This window comes from Pseudomonas sp. microsymbiont 2, assembly GCF_054788395.1.
The window spans coordinates 636,765-653,597 of sequence record NZ_CM139112.1; the positions used below are offsets into that span (position 1 = coordinate 636,765).

Here is a 16,833-nt window from a genome sequence, read left to right on the forward strand (position 1 = left end):
CCGGGTCAAATGACTGGCCCGGTCTGAGTGCGCCATGGCCGCGCGCAAGGCGCGGAGCATGAAAATCCACCAGGCTGAATTTCAAAAATAGCGACCCTCCATGTCTCTTTACGACAGCGCTTGCCTCTCTACGAAAATTAGTTTCATGCAATTTGAAAAGGCTTAGCGGAAATGTTTTATGACTTTCACAAAACATTCGACGTGACCCTTTCGAGGAGTACCGCATGACCCTGTCCCCCGGCTATTGGCTACTGGTTTACGCCACCGTCGCCATCATTGCGCTGATCGTTCTGATCGCCCGTTACCGACTCAATCCGTTCATCGTGATCACCCTGGTCTCCATCGGTCTGGCCTTGCTGGCCGGCATGCCGGCATCCGGCGTGGTGGCGGCGTACGAGGCCGGTGTCGGCAAAACCCTGGGGCACATCGCGCTGGTGGTGGCGCTGGGGACGATGCTCGGCAAGATGATGGCCGAGTCGGGCGGCGCCGAGCAGGTGGCGCGAACCTTGGTCGACCGTTTCGGCGAGAAAAATGTGCACTGGGCGATGGTCTGCATCGCGTTCCTGGTTGGGCTGCCATTGTTCTTCGAAGTCGGCTTCGTGTTGCTGGTGCCGATTGCCTTCACCGTGGCGCGTCGCGTTGGCGTGTCGATCCTGATGGTCGGCTTGCCGATGGTCGCCGGCTTGTCGGTGGTGCATGCGCTGGTGCCGCCGCACCCGGCGGCGATGCTGGCGGTGCAGGTGTATCACGCGTCGGTGGGGCAGACGCTGATGTACGCGATCCTGATCGGCGTGCCGACGGCGATCATCGCCGGCCCGCTGTACGCCAAACTCATCGTGCCGCGCATCCAGTTACCGGCGCAAAACCCGCTGGAGCGCCAGTTCCTCGAGCGTGAGCCGCGCGACAGCCTGCCGGGGTTCGGCATCACCATGGCGACCATCCTGTTGCCGGTGGTGCTGATGCTGATCGGCGGCTGGGCCAACCTGATCTCCACGCCGGGCAGTGGCTTCAACCAGTTCTTGCTGTTCATCGGCAACTCGGTGATCGCCTTGCTGCTGGCCACTTTGCTGAGCTTCTGGACCCTCGGTTTGGCCCAAGGCTTCAATCGCGAATCCATCCTCAAGTTCACCAACGAATGCCTGGCGCCGACCGCCAGCATCACCTTGCTGGTGGGCGCCGGCGGTGGCCTGAACCGGATTCTGGTGGACGCCGGTGTCACCGACCAGGTGGTCGGCCTTGCCCACGCGTTTCACCTGTCGCCGCTGATCATGGGTTGGTTGTTTGCCGCGCTGATGCGCATCGCCACTGGTTCGGCAACGGTGGCGATGACCACGGCGTCGGGGATCGTCGCGCCGGTGGCCATTGGGCTGGGCTACCCGCACCCGGAGTTGCTGGTGCTGGCGACCGGTGCCGGGTCGGTGATTTTTTCCCACGTCAATGACGGCGGCTTCTGGTTGATCAAGGAATACTTCAACATGACTGTCACCCAGACTTTCAAGACCTGGACCGTGCTTGAAACGATCATTTCGGTGGTCGCGTTTGCCCTGACCGTGGGCCTTTCCTACCTGCTATAGCTGGAGCCGCCATGGACATCCTCTACCAGATCCGCGTCCGCCAGGATTCCTTCAGCGCCGGCGAAGGGCGTATCGCCCGGCTGATGCTTGAGGACGTAGGTTTTGCCGCGTCCGCCAGCCTCGACGAACTGGCGGAGCGGGCGGCCGTCAGCACCGCCACCTTGTCGCGCTTCGCGCGCACGGTGGGGTGTCGTGACTTGCGCGACTTGCGCTTGCAACTGGCTCAGGCCAGTGGCGTCGGCAGCCGTTTCCTCGACCCGGCGGGCACACCCGAGCAGTCGGCGTTCTACGGGCAGATCGTCGGTGATGTCGAATCGACCTTGCGCCAGCATCTGGCGGGGTTCGATGAGTCGCGCTTCGCCGATGCGGTGAAAATGCTGGGCAAGGCGCGGATGATCCACGCGTTCGGCATGGGCGGTTGCTCGACCTTGTGTAGCGATGAGCTGCAAGTGCGGCTGGTGCGGCTGGGCTACCCGATCGCCGTGTGGCACGACCCGGTCATGATGCGCGTCACCGCCGCCAGCCTCAGTGCCGAGCACGCGGTGATCGCCTGCTCGCTGACCGGCCTCACCCCCGAGCTGCTCGAGGCCGTTGAGCTGGCCCGCAGCTACGGCGCGCGCATCCTCGCCATCACCCGAGCCGACTCGCCGCTGGCGCTGCTGGCCGACGTGTTGCTGCCCCTGCAAGGCGCCGAGACATCCTTCATCTACAAACCGACTGCGGCGCGCTACGGCATGCTGCTGGCGATCGACGTGCTCGCCACCGAACTGGCGCTGGCCAACCCCGAAGACAATCAAGAACGTTTGCGGCGAATCAAGCTCGCCCTCGACGATTATCGCGGCGGCGACGACCACTTGCCGCTGGGAGACTGACATGAAGTACGACACGCTGATTCGCAACGCCCTGGTCATCGACGGCAGCGACACCCCTGGCTACCCTGCCGACGTGGCGATCCTGAACGGCCGCATCGCGCGCATCGGCGACCTGCGCGATGCCGTCGCCGCCGACGTAATCGATGCCGCCGGCCGCGTGCTGGCCCCGGGGTTCATCGACGTCCACACCCATGACGACACCGTCGTCATCCGCCAGCCGCAGATGCTGCCCAAGCTCAGCCAGGGCGTGACCACGGTGATCGTCGGCAATTGCGGGATCAGCGCGGCGCCGGTGACGCTGAAGGGCAACCCGCCGGACCCGATGAACCTGCTCGGGACGGCTGCGGCGTTTGTCTACCCCACGTTCAGCGACTACCGCGCGGCGGTCGAGGCGGCCCACACCACGCTGAACGTCGCCGCGCTGGTCGGCCACACGGCCTTGCGCAGCAACCACCTGGACGACCTGTTGCGCACCGCCACGGCGGACGAGATCAGCGCGATGCGCGAGCAACTGCGTGAAAGCCTCGAAGCCGGGGCGCTGGGGTTATCCACAGGCCTGGCGTATGCCAGCGCCTTCTCTGCATCGACCGATGAAGTGATGCAACTGACCGAAGAGCTGAACGCCTTTGGCGCGATCTACACCACCCACCTGCGCAGCGAGTTCGAACCGGTGCTGGAGGCCATGGACGAAGCGTTTCAGATCGGCCGTCACGCGAAATCCCCGGTGATCATTTCCCACCTCAAGTGTGCCGGTGTCGGTAACTGGGGGCGCAGCCCGCAGTTGCTGGCGGCCCTCGAACACGCCGCGAAAAGCCACCCGGTGGGCTGCGATTGCTATCCCTACGCGGCCAGCTCCTCGACCCTGGACCTCAAGCAAGTCACCGACGCTCATCGCATCACCATCACCTGGTCCACGCCGCATCCCGAGGTGGGCGGCCGTGACCTGATCGATATCGCCGCTGAGTGGGGCGTGCCGTTGCTCGATGCCGCTCAGCGCTTGCAGCCGGCTGGCGCGGTGTACTACGGCATGGACGAGGCGGATGTGCGGAGAATCCTCGCCCATCCCCTGTCCATGGTCGGCTCTGACGGCTTGCCGGAAGATCCATTCCCGCACCCGCGTTTGTGGGGCGCGTTTCCACGGGTGCTTGGGCACTTCAGCCGTGACGTGGGGCTTTTTCCGCTGCACACCGCGGTGCACAAGATGACCGGGTTGTCGGCGTCACGCTTTGGCTTGAAGGAACGTGGCGAGATTCGTGTGGGGCATTGGGCGGACCTGGTGTTGTTCGACCCGTTGAGCATCCGCGATGTGGCGGATTTCCAGTGCCCGCAGCGCGCGGCGGAAGGGATCGAGGGGGTGTGGGTCAACGGCGTGTTGAGTTACAGCGACGGCCAGGCGAACGGTAGAAGGGAAGGGCGCTTCCTCGCGCGCGAGGGGGATGTGCGCGCGGGTTTCAGGTAAAGGTAGGAGCGCGTTACCCTCACGAACGCCGCAGGCCCTGTAGGAGCCGGCTTGGGGAATAGCGGCACCCATTGACCTCCGTCATCGCACTTCCCGGAATCTTGTCTAGTCTTAACAGTTGGCGGTGTCTGTCTACCGCCACCGTGAAGTCCCTGAGGCGCCGGCCAAGTCCCGCGCGCCCGAGAACCTGATCAGGAGTGCACGATGGATCTCAACCGTCGGCAATTCTTCAAGGTCGCCGCCGTCGGCCTTGGAGGCTCGAGCCTAGCGGCGTTGGGCATGGCCCCGACACCTGCGTTCGCCGAGCAGGTGCGTCACTTCAAGCTGACGCACACCAAAGAAACCCGTAACACCTGCCCTTACTGCTCGGTCGGCTGCGGCCTGATCATGTACAGCCAGGGTGACGCGGGCAAGAACGTCAAGCAGAACATCATTCATATCGAGGGCGACGCGGACCATCCGGTCAACCGCGGCACCCTGTGCCCCAAAGGCGCGGGCCTGCTGGACTTCATCCACAGCCCGAACCGCCTCAAGTACCCCGAGGTGCGCAAGCCGGGCAGCAACGAGTGGACCCGCATCGAGTGGGACGAAGCCCTCGATCGCATCGCCGACCTGATGAAACAGGACCGCGACGCCAACTTCATCGAGAAGAACGCCCAGGGGCAGACGGTCAACCGCTGGCTGACCACGGGCTTTCTCGCCGCATCCGCCGCGTCCAGCGAGGCCGGTTACCTGACGCACAAGGTGATCCGTTCGCTGGGCATGCTGGGGTTCGACAACCAGGCGCGTGTCTGACACGGCCCGACGGTGGCAAGTCTTGCCCCGACGTATGGCCGTGGCGCGATGACCAATCACTGGTCCGATATCGCCAACGCAAACCTGGTCCTGGTGATGGGCGGCAACGCCGCTGAAGCGCACCCGTGCGGCTTCAAGTGGGTGACCGAAGCCAAGGCGCACAACAACGCCCGGCTGATCGTGGTCGACCCGCGGTTCACCCGTACCGCCTCGGTGGCCGACTACTACGCGCCGATTCGCACCGGCAGCGACATCGCCTTCATGGGCGGGCTGATCAACTACCTGCTGAGCAACGACAAGATCCAGCACGAGTACGTGCGCAACTACACCGATGTGTCGTTCATCGTCAAAGACAGCTACGGCTTCGAGGACGGGCTGTTCAGCGGCTACGACGCGGCCAAGCGCGTGTACGCCGACAAGTCCGGCTGGGGCTACGAGCTGGGCGAGGATGGCTATGCCAAGGTCGACCCGACCCTGCAGCATCCGCGTTGCGTCTACCAGCTGATGAAGCAGCACTACAGTCGCTACACGCCGGAGCTGGCGAGCATGACCTGCGGCATGCCGCAGGAACAGATGATGAAGGTCTGGGAAGAGATCGCCACCTGCTCGGTGCCGGGCAAGACCATGACCATCCTCTATGCCCTGGGCTGGACCCAGCACTCGATCGGCGCGCAGATCATCCGCAGCGCCGCCATGGTGCAGCTGTTGCTGGGCAACGTCGGCATGCCGGGTGGCGGAGTCAACGCCCTGCGCGGGCACTCCAACATCCAGGGCCTGACCGACCTGGGCCTGCTGTCGAACTCGCTGCCGGGCTACCTGACGCTCGCCGGCGACGCCGAGCAGGACTACGCCGCCTATATCGACAAGCGCGCCTCCAAGCCGCTGCGCCCTGGACAGCTGTCGTACTGGCAGAACTACGGCAAGTTCCACGTCAGCCTGATGAAGGCCTGGTACGGCGCCAACGCCACCGCCGAGAACAACTGGGGCTACGACTGGTTGCCCAAGCTCGACGTGCCGGCCTACGACGTGCTGCGCATGTTCGAGATGATGGGCCAGGGCAAGGTCAACGGCTACATGTGTCAGGGCTTCAACCCGATCGCCGCGCTGCCGGACAAGAACCGTGTCACTGCCGCCCTGGCCAAGCTCAAGTGGCTGGTGATCATGGACCCGTTGGCCACCGAGACCTCCGAGTTCTGGCGCAATGCCGGCGCGTTCAACGATGTCGACACGGCCAGCATCCAGACCGAGGTGATTCGCCTGCCCACCACCTGCTTCGCCGAGGAGGATGGCTCGCTGGTCAACAGCAGCCGCTGGTTGCAGTGGCACTGGAAGGGCGCCGACGGCCCGGGCGAGACCCGCACCGACGTGCACATCATGAGCGAGCTGTTCCTGCGCCTGCGTCAGCGCTACGCGAAGGAGGGCGGCGCCTATCCGCAGCCGATGCTCAACATCAGCTGGCCGTACAAGATTCCCGAGGAGCCTTCCCCCGAAGAGCTGGCCAAGGAGATGAACGGCTGGGCGGTCAGCGACCTTGCCGACGCCAGCGGCGCCACGCTCAAGGCTGGCCAGCAGCTTGCCGGTTTCGCCCAGATGAAGGACGACGGCAGCACCGCGTCCGGCTGCTGGATCTTCGCCGGCTGCTGGACCGAGCAGGGCAACCAGATGGCCCGGCGTGACAACAGCGACCCGTACGGCATGCACCAGGTGCAGAACTGGGCCTGGGCCTGGCCGGCCAACCGGCGCATTCTCTACAACCGCGCCTCCAGCGACCCGCAGGGCAAGCCCTGGGACCCAGAGAAGAAGCGCCTGGTGTGGTGGAACGGCAAGGCCTGGACCGGCACCGATGTGCCGGACTTCAAGGCCGACTCGCCGCCAGAAGCCGGGATGAACCCGTTCATCATGAACCCCGAGGGCGTGGCGCGATTCTTCGCCGTCGACAAGATGGCCGAGGGGCCGTTCCCCGAGCACTACGAGCCGTTCGAAACGCCGATCGGCATCAACCCGTTGCATCCGCAGAACAAGAAGGCCACCAGCAACCCGGCCGGGCGGATCTTCGATTCGGTGTGGGACACCCTCGGCACCCATGACGAGTTCCCCCATGCGGCGACGACGTACCGGCTGACCGAGCACTTCCACTTCTGGAGCAAGCATTGCCGCCTCAACGCCATCGCCCAGCCCGAGCAGTTCGTCGAGATCGGCGAGGTGCTGGCGAGCGAGAAGGGCATCAAGGCCGGCGACCGGGTGCGGGTGTCGAGCAAGCGCGGGTATATCGATGCGGTGGCGGTGGTGACCAAGCGGATCCGTCCGCTGCAGGTCAACAACCAGACCGTGCACCAGGTCGGCATCCCGCTGCACTGGGGCTTCACCGGCCTCACGCGCCAGGGCTTCCTGACCAACACCCTGGTGCCGTTCCTCGGTGATGGCAACACGCAGACGCCGGAGTCCAAGTCGTTCCTCGTCAAAGTGGAGAAACTCTGATGGCCAGCCAAGACATCATCGCCCGCTCGGCCACCACCACCGTGCCACCTTCGGTACGCCTGCAGCAGGAAGTCGCCAAGCTGATCGACACCACCAAGTGCATCGGCTGCAAGGCCTGCCAGGTGGCGTGCTCGGAGTGGAACGAACTGCGTGACGAGGTCGGCCACAACCACGGCACCTACGACAACCCCCAGGACCTCTCCGCCGAGAGCTGGACCCTGATGCGCTTCACCGAGCACGAGCGTGACGACGGCAACCTGGAGTGGCTGATCCGCAAGGACGGCTGCATGCACTGCGCCGAGCCGGGCTGCCTGAAGGCCTGCCCCAGCCCAGGGGCGATCATCAAGCACGTCAACGGCATCGTCGACTTCAACCAGGACCACTGCATCGGCTGCGGCTACTGCATCACCGGCTGCCCGTTCAACATCCCGCGCATCTCGCAGAAGGACCACAAGGCGTACAAGTGCACCCTGTGTTCCGACCGCGTGGCCGTGGGCCTGGAGCCGGCCTGCGTGAAGACCTGCCCGACCGGAGCGATCGTCTTCGGCAGCAAGGAAGAGATGAAGGTGCATGCCGACGAGCGCATCGTCGACCTGAAGTCGCGCGGCTACGAGAATGCCGGGCTGTACGATCCGGACGGTGTCGGCGGCACTCATGTGATGTACGTGCTGCACCACGCCGACACGCCACGGATCTACGCCGGTCTGCCGGACGCGCCGGTGATCAGCCCGCTGGTCGGCCTGTGGAAGGGCTTCAGCAAGCCGCTGGCGCTGCTGGCCATGGGCGCGGCGGTGCTGGCCGGGTTCTTCCACTACGTGCGCGTCGGTCCGCAACGGGTCGAAGAGGACGAGCATCCAGAACCTGTGGACGACAGCGTGCATCAGGTCGACCCGGCGGTGCATGTGTATGACCCGAATCGCCCGGGCGGGCAGGGGGAGCAGCGGCCATGAACGATAACAAGCCTATCCTGCGCTACAACGCCAACGAACGGACCAACCACTGGATTGTCGCGATCCTGTTCATCATGGCCGGGCTGTCGGGGCTGGCGCTGTTCCATCCGGCGCTGTTCTGGCTGAGCCAGCTGTTCGGCGGCGGGCCCTGGACGCGCATCCTGCACCCGTTCATGGGCGTGGCGATGTTCGTGTTCTTCCTGGGCCTGGTACTGCGTTTCTGGCGCGCCAACTTCATCACCGCCAACGACCGGCTGTGGCTGCGCCGCATCGATCGGGTGATGCTCAACAAGGAAGAAGGCGTGCCGCCGATCGGCAAGTACAACGCCGGGCAGAAGCTGCTGTTCTGGACCTTGTTGGCCTGCATGCTGGTGCTGTTGCTCAGTGGCGTGGTGATCTGGCGCGCGTACTTCAGCCATTTCTTCGATATCGGCGCGATCCGCCTGGCCACCCTGGCCCACGCGCTGGCGGGGTTCGTGCTGATCCTGAGCATCATCGTGCATATCTATGCCGGGATCTGGATCAAGGGCTCGATCGGCGCCATGCTGCATGGCTGGGTCAGCCGCGCCTGGGCGCGTAAGCACCATGAACTGTGGTACCGGGAGGTGACCGGCGACAAGACGTCGCGTAACCCCGGTGGAAAAGAAGGATGATCGTTTGAGCACGATTCTCGAACCCGGACAGATCGAAGCATCGGCGGTGATGCCGCCGTTCCTGCACCTGCCGCCGGCCAACCTCTTCGACGTGCGGGCCGCACGGCTGGAGCAGTTGGCCGAGGGCAACGCCCTTGGCGACTACCTGCGGTTGATGGCCAGGCTTTGCCGGATTCAGCAGCAGCTTGTGGATAACCCACCGGCGGGTGTGCCGGTGGCCGACGAGCGTCAACGCCTGTGCATAAGTCATGGATTGCCGCCGCTGGCGGCGGACAGCCTGGTGCGTGAAGGGCCGTGGCTGGTCTGGTTGCAGGCGCTGCTTGAGCGTTTCGAGGCCCCGCCTGATGGACCGCTGGCCGAGGCGATGAGTACGCTGCTTGGCAGTGACGATGCCCAGCGCAAGGGCTGGGCCATTGCCTTGCTCGGTGGTCAGTACGACGCCGTGCCAGCGGCGTTGGTGCCTTTCCTCGGTGCCGCCTTGCAGGCGGCGTGGTCCAGCTGGCTGCTGGCGCTGCCGGCGCCGGAGCTCAAGCCCGCGGGCAGCCTGGCCCAGTGCCCGGCATGCGGATCACCGGCCATGGCCGGGGTGGTGCGCAACCGCGGCAAGCACAATGGCCTGCGTTACCTGGCTTGCTCGCTGTGTGCCTGCGAATGGCATGTGGTGCGGGTCAAGTGCGTGTATTGCGAGTCGAGCAAGGACTTGCGCTACAGCAACCTCGAGGATGACCGCCACGCGCCGGGCAAGGCGCCGCTGCGCGCCGAGTGCTGCCCCGGGTGCCAGAGCTACCTGAAGCAGAACTACCTGGAGAACGATGCCGCGGCCGAACCGCTGGCCGATGACCTGGCGAGCCTGGCGCTGGACATGCGTCTGGACGAGGAGGGGTTCCATCGGCTGGCCCCCAACCTGCTGCTGGCGCCGGGGTAGTGTCTACACTGCAATCGAGTTGAACCGGATCGCGGGGCAAGCCCGCTCCCACGCAATGGATGCGATCGGCGTGGGAGCGGGCTTGCCCCGCGATTGCACCCGACCAGACAACGGATCAGTCATAGGTAGTACCGCATGTCTTCAAGCCTCGCCAGCGACACCCCACGCCTGCCCTCCATCGACACCCTCCTGCGCCACCCGGTCTGTGCCCCACTGCTCGACCGCCATGGCCGCGACTCGGTGCTGGCCACCCTGCGCCAACTGCTCGACGACCTGCGCGAACCCGCGCGCCTCGGTCAGCTCGGTAGCGCCGAACTGGCCGCCGAAGTGCTCCTGGGCCGCGCCGGCGAGCGCCTGGCCATCCAGCAGCGCAGCCAGGTACGCCGTGTCTTCAACCTGACCGGCACCGTGCTGCACACCAACCTCGGCCGGGCCTTGCTGCCCGAGGTCGCGGTCGAGGCGATGCAGACTGCCGCGCGCTATCCGCTCAACCTGGAGTTCGACCTGGCCACCGGCAAGCGCGGTGACCGCGACGATCTTATCGAAGGCCTGATCCGCGAGCTGACGGGTGCCGAGGCCGTCACCGTGGTCAACAACAACGCCGCCGCCGTGCTGCTGGCGCTCAACAGCCTGGGGGCACGCAAGGAGGGCGTCATTTCCCGTGGCGAGCTGATCGAGATCGGCGGTGCGTTCCGCATCCCCGACATCATGGCCCGTGCCGGGGTGAAGCTGCGCGAGATCGGCACCACCAACCGCACCCACGCCCGCGACTACGAAGCCGCCATCAACCCGCGTACCGGCTTGCTGATGCGCGTGCATTGCAGCAACTACAGCATCCAGGGCTTCACCACCCAGGTACCCACCGTGGAACTGGCGCGTATCGCCCATGAACATGAGTTGCCGCTGCTGGAAGACCTGGGCAGCGGCAGTCTGCTCGATCTGACCCGCTGGGGCCTGCCGGCCGAGCCGACCGTACGCCAGGCACTGGCCGATGGCGCCGACATCGTCACCTTCAGTGGCGACAAACTGCTCGGCGGGCCGCAGGCGGGGATCATCGTCGGGCGCAAGGAACTGATCGCGAAGATCAAGAAGAACCCGCTCAAGCGTGCCCTGCGGGTCGACAAGATCACCCTCGCGGCGCTTGAAGCGGTGCTGGCGCTGTACCGCAACCCGGACCGTCTGGCCGAGTGCTTGCCGAGTCTGCGCCTGCTGACCCGGCCCCAGGCCGAGATCGCTGCCCAGGCCGAGCGCCTGGCGCCCGAGCTGGCCGCGCGACTGGGCGTGCAATGGAGCGTCCGCGTCGAACCGGCCCTGGGCATGATCGGCAGCGGCAGTCAGCCTGTGGCGCGGCTGCCAAGCGCGGCGCTGTGTCTGCGTCCGCTGGTGTCGAAGAAGCTGCGCGGTCGCGGCCTGCACGTGCTGGAGCGTGCCCTGCGCGACCTGCCGGTGCCGGTGCTTGGCCGCATCGACGACGATGCCCTGTGGCTCGACTTGCGCCAGCTGGATGACGAAGCCCAGTGGCTGGCGCAGCTTGCGGCCTTGCAACTGGGGCCGGTGCAGTGATCGTCGGCACCGCTGGGCACATCGATCATGGCAAGACCGCGCTGCTCCAGGCCCTGACCGGTCAGGTCGGTGACACACGCCAGGAAGAACGCGCCCGTGGCATGACCATCGATCTCGGCTATCGCTATGCCGCCCTGGCCGAGGGCGCGCCGCTGACCGGTTTCATCGATGTGCCGGGGCATGAGCGTTTTATCCACAACATGTTGGCGGGCGCCCATGGCATCGACCTGGTGCTGTTGGTGGTGGCTGCCGATGACGGGGTGATGCCGCAGACCCGCGAACACGTGTCGATCATCGAGCTGCTGGGGATCCCGCAGGCGCTCGTGGTCATCAGCAAGTGCGATCGGGTCGACGCCCAACGGTTGGCCGAGGTGCAGGCGCAAGTCAGCGCGCTGCTGGCGCCCGGGCCGTATGCCGGAGCCCTGCAACTGCCTGTTTCGAGCCTTGACGGCGAGGGTATCGATGCCTTGCGCGCCGCGTTGCTGGCCGCTTCGGCGCGGGTGCGTCGGCGCAGTGCGCGTGGTGGGTTCCGCCTGGCCGTGGACCGTGCCTTCGCGGTTTCCGGGGCGGGCGTGGTGGTCACTGGCACAGCCCTGGCCGGGCAGGTCAGTGCCGGCGACACGCTGCTGCTGGGCAAGGCCGGCAAGCCGGTGCGGGTACGTGGCCTGCATGCGCAGAACCAGGCGGCGCTGGTGGCCGAAGCCGGGCAACGGGTGGCGTTGAACATCGCCGCCGAACGGCTGGCGGTCGAGCAGGTGCACCGCGGCGACTGGTTGGTCCCGCAGTGGTTGCACGCGCCCAGTGTGCGGGTCGATATCGAGCTGGCCTTGTTGCCGGGCGAGACGCGCACGTTCGAACATTTCAGTGCGGTGCATGTGCATCTGGGCACCCAGGATGTGACGGCGCGGGTGGCGTTGCTGGAAGGTGAACAGCTCGCGGCCGGCCAGCGCATGTTCGCCCAGTTGCTGCTCAATGCCCCGTTGCAGGCCGTGCATGGCGATCGTTTGGTGCTGCGCGACCAGCGTGCCCAGCGCACCTTGGGCGGTGGCCGGGTGCTCGATCCGTTCGCGCCGAGCCGGCAGCGCCGCAGTGAAGCGCGCCTGCGTCAGTTGCAGGTGCTGCGTGATGCCGACGAGCTGGAACAGGCGTTGCCGGCGCTGCTCGATGCGGCGCCGGGAGGGCTTGACCCACAGCGTCTGGAGCGTCAGTTCAATCGTCTGCGCGAAACCTGGCAGTTGCCGGACGCGGTGCTGGTGGTCGCCACCCGTCAGGGGCAGTTGCTGTTCGCTCGTCATCAGTGGGCGGCGCTCAAGGCGCAAGTGCTGCAGCGCCTGGCGCAGTTCCATGAGCAGGAACCTGACCAGCTCGGGCCGGACCGCGACCGCCTGCGCCGTTTCACCGCGCTGGCGCTGGAGCGTCCGGCGTTTGTCAGTCTGTTGGACGAGTTGCTGGGCGAGGGGGCGATCAGTAGCAGTGGTCCGTGGTTGCATCTGCCGGACCATCAGGTTCAGCTGAGCGAGGCCGATACGGCGTTATGGGAGCGTTTGCTGCCGCGCTTGCTGGCAGGTGAGTTCGATCCGCCGTGGGTGCGGGTGCTGGCCGCCGAGGAGTGTTGCGACGAGGGCGAGGTGCGGTTGCTGTTGCGCAAGCTGGCCCGGCTTGGTCTGTTGCACCAGGTGGTGCGTGACCTGTTCTACCCGGAGGCGACGCTAAGGCGCATGGCAGAGCTGTTGTTGCGTGAGGCGGCGGTATCGCCGATAGTGCAGGTCGCGGTGTTTCGCGATATGTTGGGCATCGGTCGCAAGCGCAGTGTGCAGATACTCGAGTACTTCGACCGCGTTGGCCTGACCCGGCGGGTTGGCGACCAGCGTCATATTCGCGGCGACAGCGCCCTGGCCCAGTCGCAGAGCGGGCTCTGATTTCAAGGAAGGCAATCGCGCCCGGTGGCGCGGCCGGGCTTCAAACCCGGTTGGGGACGGCAGCCGTTCCCGGGCAGGTTCGACTCCCGCTGCCTTCCGCCAATTCTTTTGACTTTGGGCTTGTGATATAAGCCCAAAGTTGGGAAGTATTTCTGTTTCCCGGCAGCGCTTCATCTAGCGGCCTAATAGGTCAGTCATAATGAAATAACCTATTCATGTTTCTTGATCTTGATCTTGATCTTGATCTTGATCTTGATCTTGCTTCTAAGCGCGCGATAGTTCAGGCGCCGCCAATTGCGACTTCAGGAGGCCGAGCGGAGTTCTTGCGGAGGGAGGTGACGGGCATGGATGCCCGTCAAGCGCTGCGCCCCAGGATGGGGCGTTCAGCGCGGTCCTCCCGGGAGCAAGAACGGAGCGAGGGAACCCCGGAGCGAAGCGTAGGGGCCGGATGAATGGAGCGAGGATTTTTTGGTTACTTTTTGATCCTTCAAAAAGTAACCCGCCGTAAGGGCGGAAAGGTGACTATGCGTCGGCATCGCAAATGAATGTGCATATAACTTTCAAAACAAAATATTTAAAAGTCAAAGTCAAAGTCAAAGACGATCGGCGGCGGTTCTTATAGTTGTAAGCGCATTCATTTACGATGACGACGCATAGTCACCTTTCCGCCCTTACGGCGGGTCACTTTTTGTCAAACGCGACAAAAAGTAACCAAAAAACGCTGCGCTCCATCATCCGGCCCTACGCTTCGCTCCGGGTCCCCTCACTCCGGCCTTGCTCCCGGGAGGACCGCGCTGAACGGCCCATCCTGGGCCGCAGCGCTTGACGGGCATCCATGCCCGTCACCTCCCTCCGCAAGGCCTGCGTTCGGCCTCCTGAAGTCGCGAAGGTACGGGCGGCGCCTGGGCTGGCGCAGCTGTCGCTAGTGGGCTATGGGGGTAGACTTCTGATCGCCAAAGCCAAAGCCAAAGCCAAAGCCAAAGCCAAAGCCAAAGCCAAAGCCAAAGCCAAAGCCAAAGCCAAAGCCAAAGCCAAAGCCGGTTCGTGTGTCGCTCTGAAGGCTACCGCGCCTAAGCGCGCTCACCACATAAGTCCAGGGCGAACCAGTGCTCCGCCGCTTGGACATCCAACCCCGCCCCGAGCAGCGCGAACAGCTTGCCCAGCGCCGCTTCGCGGGTCATGCCCCCACCGCTGACCAGCCCGGTATCACGCAGGCGGCTGCCAGCGGCATAGGTGTCGAACACCACCGACCCTTCCGGACACTGGCTGATGGCGACGATCATCACGCCGCCCTGGCGGGCGTCATGCAGCACGTCGAGCAGCGCCTGGTCGTCGGACGGCCCGGTGCCGCTACCGTAGCACTCCAGCACCAACCCCTGGATGCCACTGTCGAACAGACCACGCAGATGCTCCGCGGCCAGCCCCGGGAACACCGGCATGACCGCCAGCTTCACCGGTTGGCGCGGCTGACGGTAATCCAGGCGGGTCGGCAGCTCTCGCGCACGCTCGCCTTCACGATGGCGCGGCAGCACGGTGAAGGCGTCGAACGCCTCGCTGCGCAGCTTCGAGGCACGGCAGCCGTGCAGCAGCTGACCGTGGAAGTACAGCTGCACGCCGTCCTCCAGGCCGCTTTCGAACAAGCCCAGGGCACCGACGAGGTTGGCCCAGGCATCGCTGTCCGGCGCGCCGGCCGGCAGCATGGAGCCGGTCAGCAACACCGGCGCCGGCAAACCGAGCAGCAGGAACGACAGGGCCGCGGCGCTGTAGGCCAGGGTGTCGGTGCCATGCAGCACCAGCACGCCATCGTGGCCGTCGCGCTCGACCGCCTCGACGATGGCGTCGCGCATCGCCAGCCAGTTGCCCTGCTGCATGTTGGCGCTATCGATCAGAGGGTTCAGCTCACGCAGCGACCACTGCACCCCCGGCGCATCGCCGCAGGCGGCGAAATGCTCGCGCATGCGCGCTTCGAAGCCGCCGGCGGGCGCCAGGCCTTCGGTGGTCTGCAGCATGCCGATGGTGCCACCGGTATAGAGGACGAGAAGATTCTTGACTGCACGCATGGAGACATTCCGTAGCGATGTAGCGAAAGAAGAGGCAGCCGCCCACGGACGGGGCGGCTGGGGCAGGGGAGGATATCAGCGCTGCAGCTGCGCCTGGGCGTCGGCTTTGTCAGTGGCTGTTTCAGCCGGCGAAATGGCCGGCCAGGCGGCACGGTCCAGGTCCAGGTCGGCGAACTTGCTGGCGTCGAACACTGGCTGCTTGATGCCAGCCTTGCGCTGCTCGTCGTAGTCGCGCATCACCCGCAGGCCGACCTTGAACAGCAGGGCCAGGGCGATCAGGTTGACGAAGGCCAGGCAGGTCATGGTGATGTCGGCGAAGGCGAACACGGTCGACAGGTTCTGCACCGAACCCCAGATCACCAGCGCCAGTACCAGGCCACGGAAGATCATCAGCACCACGCGGTTGCGGCTGAGGAACTGCAGGCTGTTCTCGCCCAGGTAGTAGTTGTAGAGGATGCAGGTGAACACGAACAGCGACAACGCCACGCTGACGAACAGGCGGCCCCAGTCACCGACCACGGCGGCCAGCGAGTTCTGGGTCAGGACGATGCCGTCACCTTCGAAGCCCGGGGTATAGAAGCCCGACAGCAGGATCAGCAGCGCGGTGCAGGTGCAGATCACGAAGGTATCGAGGAACACGCTGAAGGCCTGGACCACGCCCTGGGCGCCCGGGTGCTTCACGGCGGCGACGGCGGCGACGTTCGGCGCGCTGCCCAGGCCTGCTTCGTTGGCGAACACGCCACGCTTCACGCCCATGACGATGGCGCTGCCGAGCAGGCCGCCGAACGCAGGATCAAGGCCGAAGGCGCTCTTGAAGATGGTTTCCAGCATCGCTGGCACGTGTTCGATCTGGGTGCCGATCACGTACAGGGTCACGCCGATGTAGGCCAGGGTCTTGACCGGCACCAGCAGGTCGGACACCGCGGCGATACGCTTGATGCCACCGATGAAGGTGATGGCCAGCAGTACCGCGAGCACGATGCCGGTACGGCTCGGCTCGAAGCCGAAGGCGTTCTGCAGCGAGTGGGTCACGGTGTACGACTGCACGCCGATGAAGGCGAAGCCGTAGGTGACCAGCAGCAGGATCGAGAACACGATCGCCATGCTTCTCAGCTTCAGGCCATGCAGGATGTAGTACGCCGGGCCGCCGCGATACAGGCCGTCGCCATCGGCGCGCTTGTAGACCTGGGCCAGGGTGCACTCGAAGAAACTGCTGGCCATGCCGACCAGGGCGGTGACCCACATCCAGAACACGGCGCCCGGGCCGCCGAGGGTCACGGCGATACCGACACCGGCGATGTTACCGGCGCCGACGCGACCGGCCAGGCTCAGCATCAGGGCCTGGAACGAGCTCAGTTGGCCTGCCTGGCCGCGAAGGGATTCCTTGAAGACACCGAACATGTGGCCGAAGTGGCGGAACTGGACGAACCGCGAGCGGATGGTGAAATAACCGCCGAGTCCGACGATCAGCACGATGAGCAGTTTCCCCGAAAGGAAATCGTTGAGTGCTTCGAGCATTGAAAAATGACCTCGATTCTTATTCTTCGCGTGGAAAGACCAGCGGGCGGCAGGCGCACCGCGATTC

Annotated in this window: 11 protein-coding genes and 1 tRNA gene; 10 read left to right on the plus strand and 2 right to left on the minus strand. The window is 65.2% G+C overall.

The genetic code is table 11. The annotated features are described in order from the left end of the window. Positions 1-224: 224 nt before the first annotated feature. The 10 genes from ACYUME_RS02895 (at position 225) to ACYUME_RS02940 (ending at position 13,290) form a co-directional block, all read left to right on the plus strand. The gene (locus ACYUME_RS02895) at positions 225-1,574 is read left to right on the plus strand and encodes a GntT/GntP/DsdX family permease (protein WP_460418006.1); all 1,350 of its coding nucleotides are present in this window, start codon (positions 225-227) and stop codon (positions 1,572-1,574) included. A gap of 11 nt (positions 1,575-1,585) precedes the next feature. Continuing rightward, entirely contained in the window at positions 1,586-2,446 is an 861-nt protein-coding gene (locus ACYUME_RS02900) for a MurR/RpiR family transcriptional regulator (protein ID WP_460418007.1), read from the plus strand. Between the two features lies 1 nt (position 2,447). After that, a complete protein-coding gene (locus ACYUME_RS02905) occupies positions 2,448-3,905 on the plus strand; it encodes an N-acyl-D-amino-acid deacylase family protein (RefSeq protein ID WP_460418008.1) in 1,458 nt (485 codons plus the stop codon). Positions 3,906-4,109: 204 nt separating this feature from the next. Continuing rightward, complete coding sequence (gene fdnG, locus ACYUME_RS02910) at positions 4,110-7,178, plus strand: formate dehydrogenase-N subunit alpha (RefSeq protein ID WP_460418009.1); 3,069 nt, start codon at positions 4,110-4,112, stop codon at positions 7,176-7,178. After that, entirely contained in the window at positions 7,178-8,128 is a 951-nt protein-coding gene (gene fdxH / locus ACYUME_RS02915; RefSeq protein ID WP_460418010.1) for a formate dehydrogenase subunit beta, read from the plus strand. The genes fdnG and fdxH overlap by 1 nt, the downstream gene beginning before the upstream one ends. Continuing rightward, positions 8,125-8,781 carry a formate dehydrogenase subunit gamma gene (locus ACYUME_RS02920; protein ID WP_279883002.1) on the plus strand — a complete coding sequence of 219 codons (657 nt, stop codon included), beginning with the start codon at positions 8,125-8,127 and terminating at the stop codon, positions 8,779-8,781. Before fdxH ends, ACYUME_RS02920 begins: the two co-directional genes overlap by 4 nt. Before the next feature lie 4 nt (positions 8,782-8,785). Then, positions 8,786-9,706: a formate dehydrogenase accessory protein FdhE gene (gene fdhE / locus ACYUME_RS02925; protein WP_279883004.1), complete on the plus strand. Its 921-nt coding sequence runs from the start codon at positions 8,786-8,788 to the stop codon at positions 9,704-9,706. 135 nt (positions 9,707-9,841) lie between these two features. Then, entirely contained in the window at positions 9,842-11,269 is a 1,428-nt protein-coding gene (gene selA, locus ACYUME_RS02930) for an L-seryl-tRNA(Sec) selenium transferase (RefSeq protein WP_460418011.1), read from the plus strand. Beyond that, positions 11,266-13,188, plus strand: coding sequence for a selenocysteine-specific translation elongation factor (selB, locus tag ACYUME_RS02935; RefSeq protein ID WP_460418012.1), 1,923 nt, complete (start codon positions 11,266-11,268; stop codon positions 13,186-13,188). The genes selA and selB overlap by 4 nt, the downstream gene beginning before the upstream one ends. A gap of 6 nt (positions 13,189-13,194) precedes the next feature. Continuing rightward, positions 13,195-13,290: transfer RNA gene (locus tag ACYUME_RS02940), tRNA-Sec, on the plus strand. 968 nt (positions 13,291-14,258) lie between these two features. Here the strand turns inward: ACYUME_RS02940 and ACYUME_RS02945 are convergent. Further along, positions 14,259-15,248, minus strand: coding sequence for an asparaginase (locus ACYUME_RS02945; protein ID WP_460418013.1), 990 nt, complete (start codon positions 15,246-15,248; stop codon positions 14,259-14,261). A gap of 75 nt (positions 15,249-15,323) precedes the next feature. After that, positions 15,324-16,766 carry an alanine/glycine:cation symporter family protein gene (locus tag ACYUME_RS02950; RefSeq protein ID WP_279887374.1) on the minus strand — a complete coding sequence of 481 codons (1,443 nt, stop codon included), beginning with the start codon at positions 16,764-16,766 and terminating at the stop codon, positions 15,324-15,326. Positions 16,767-16,833 lie beyond the last annotated feature (67 nt).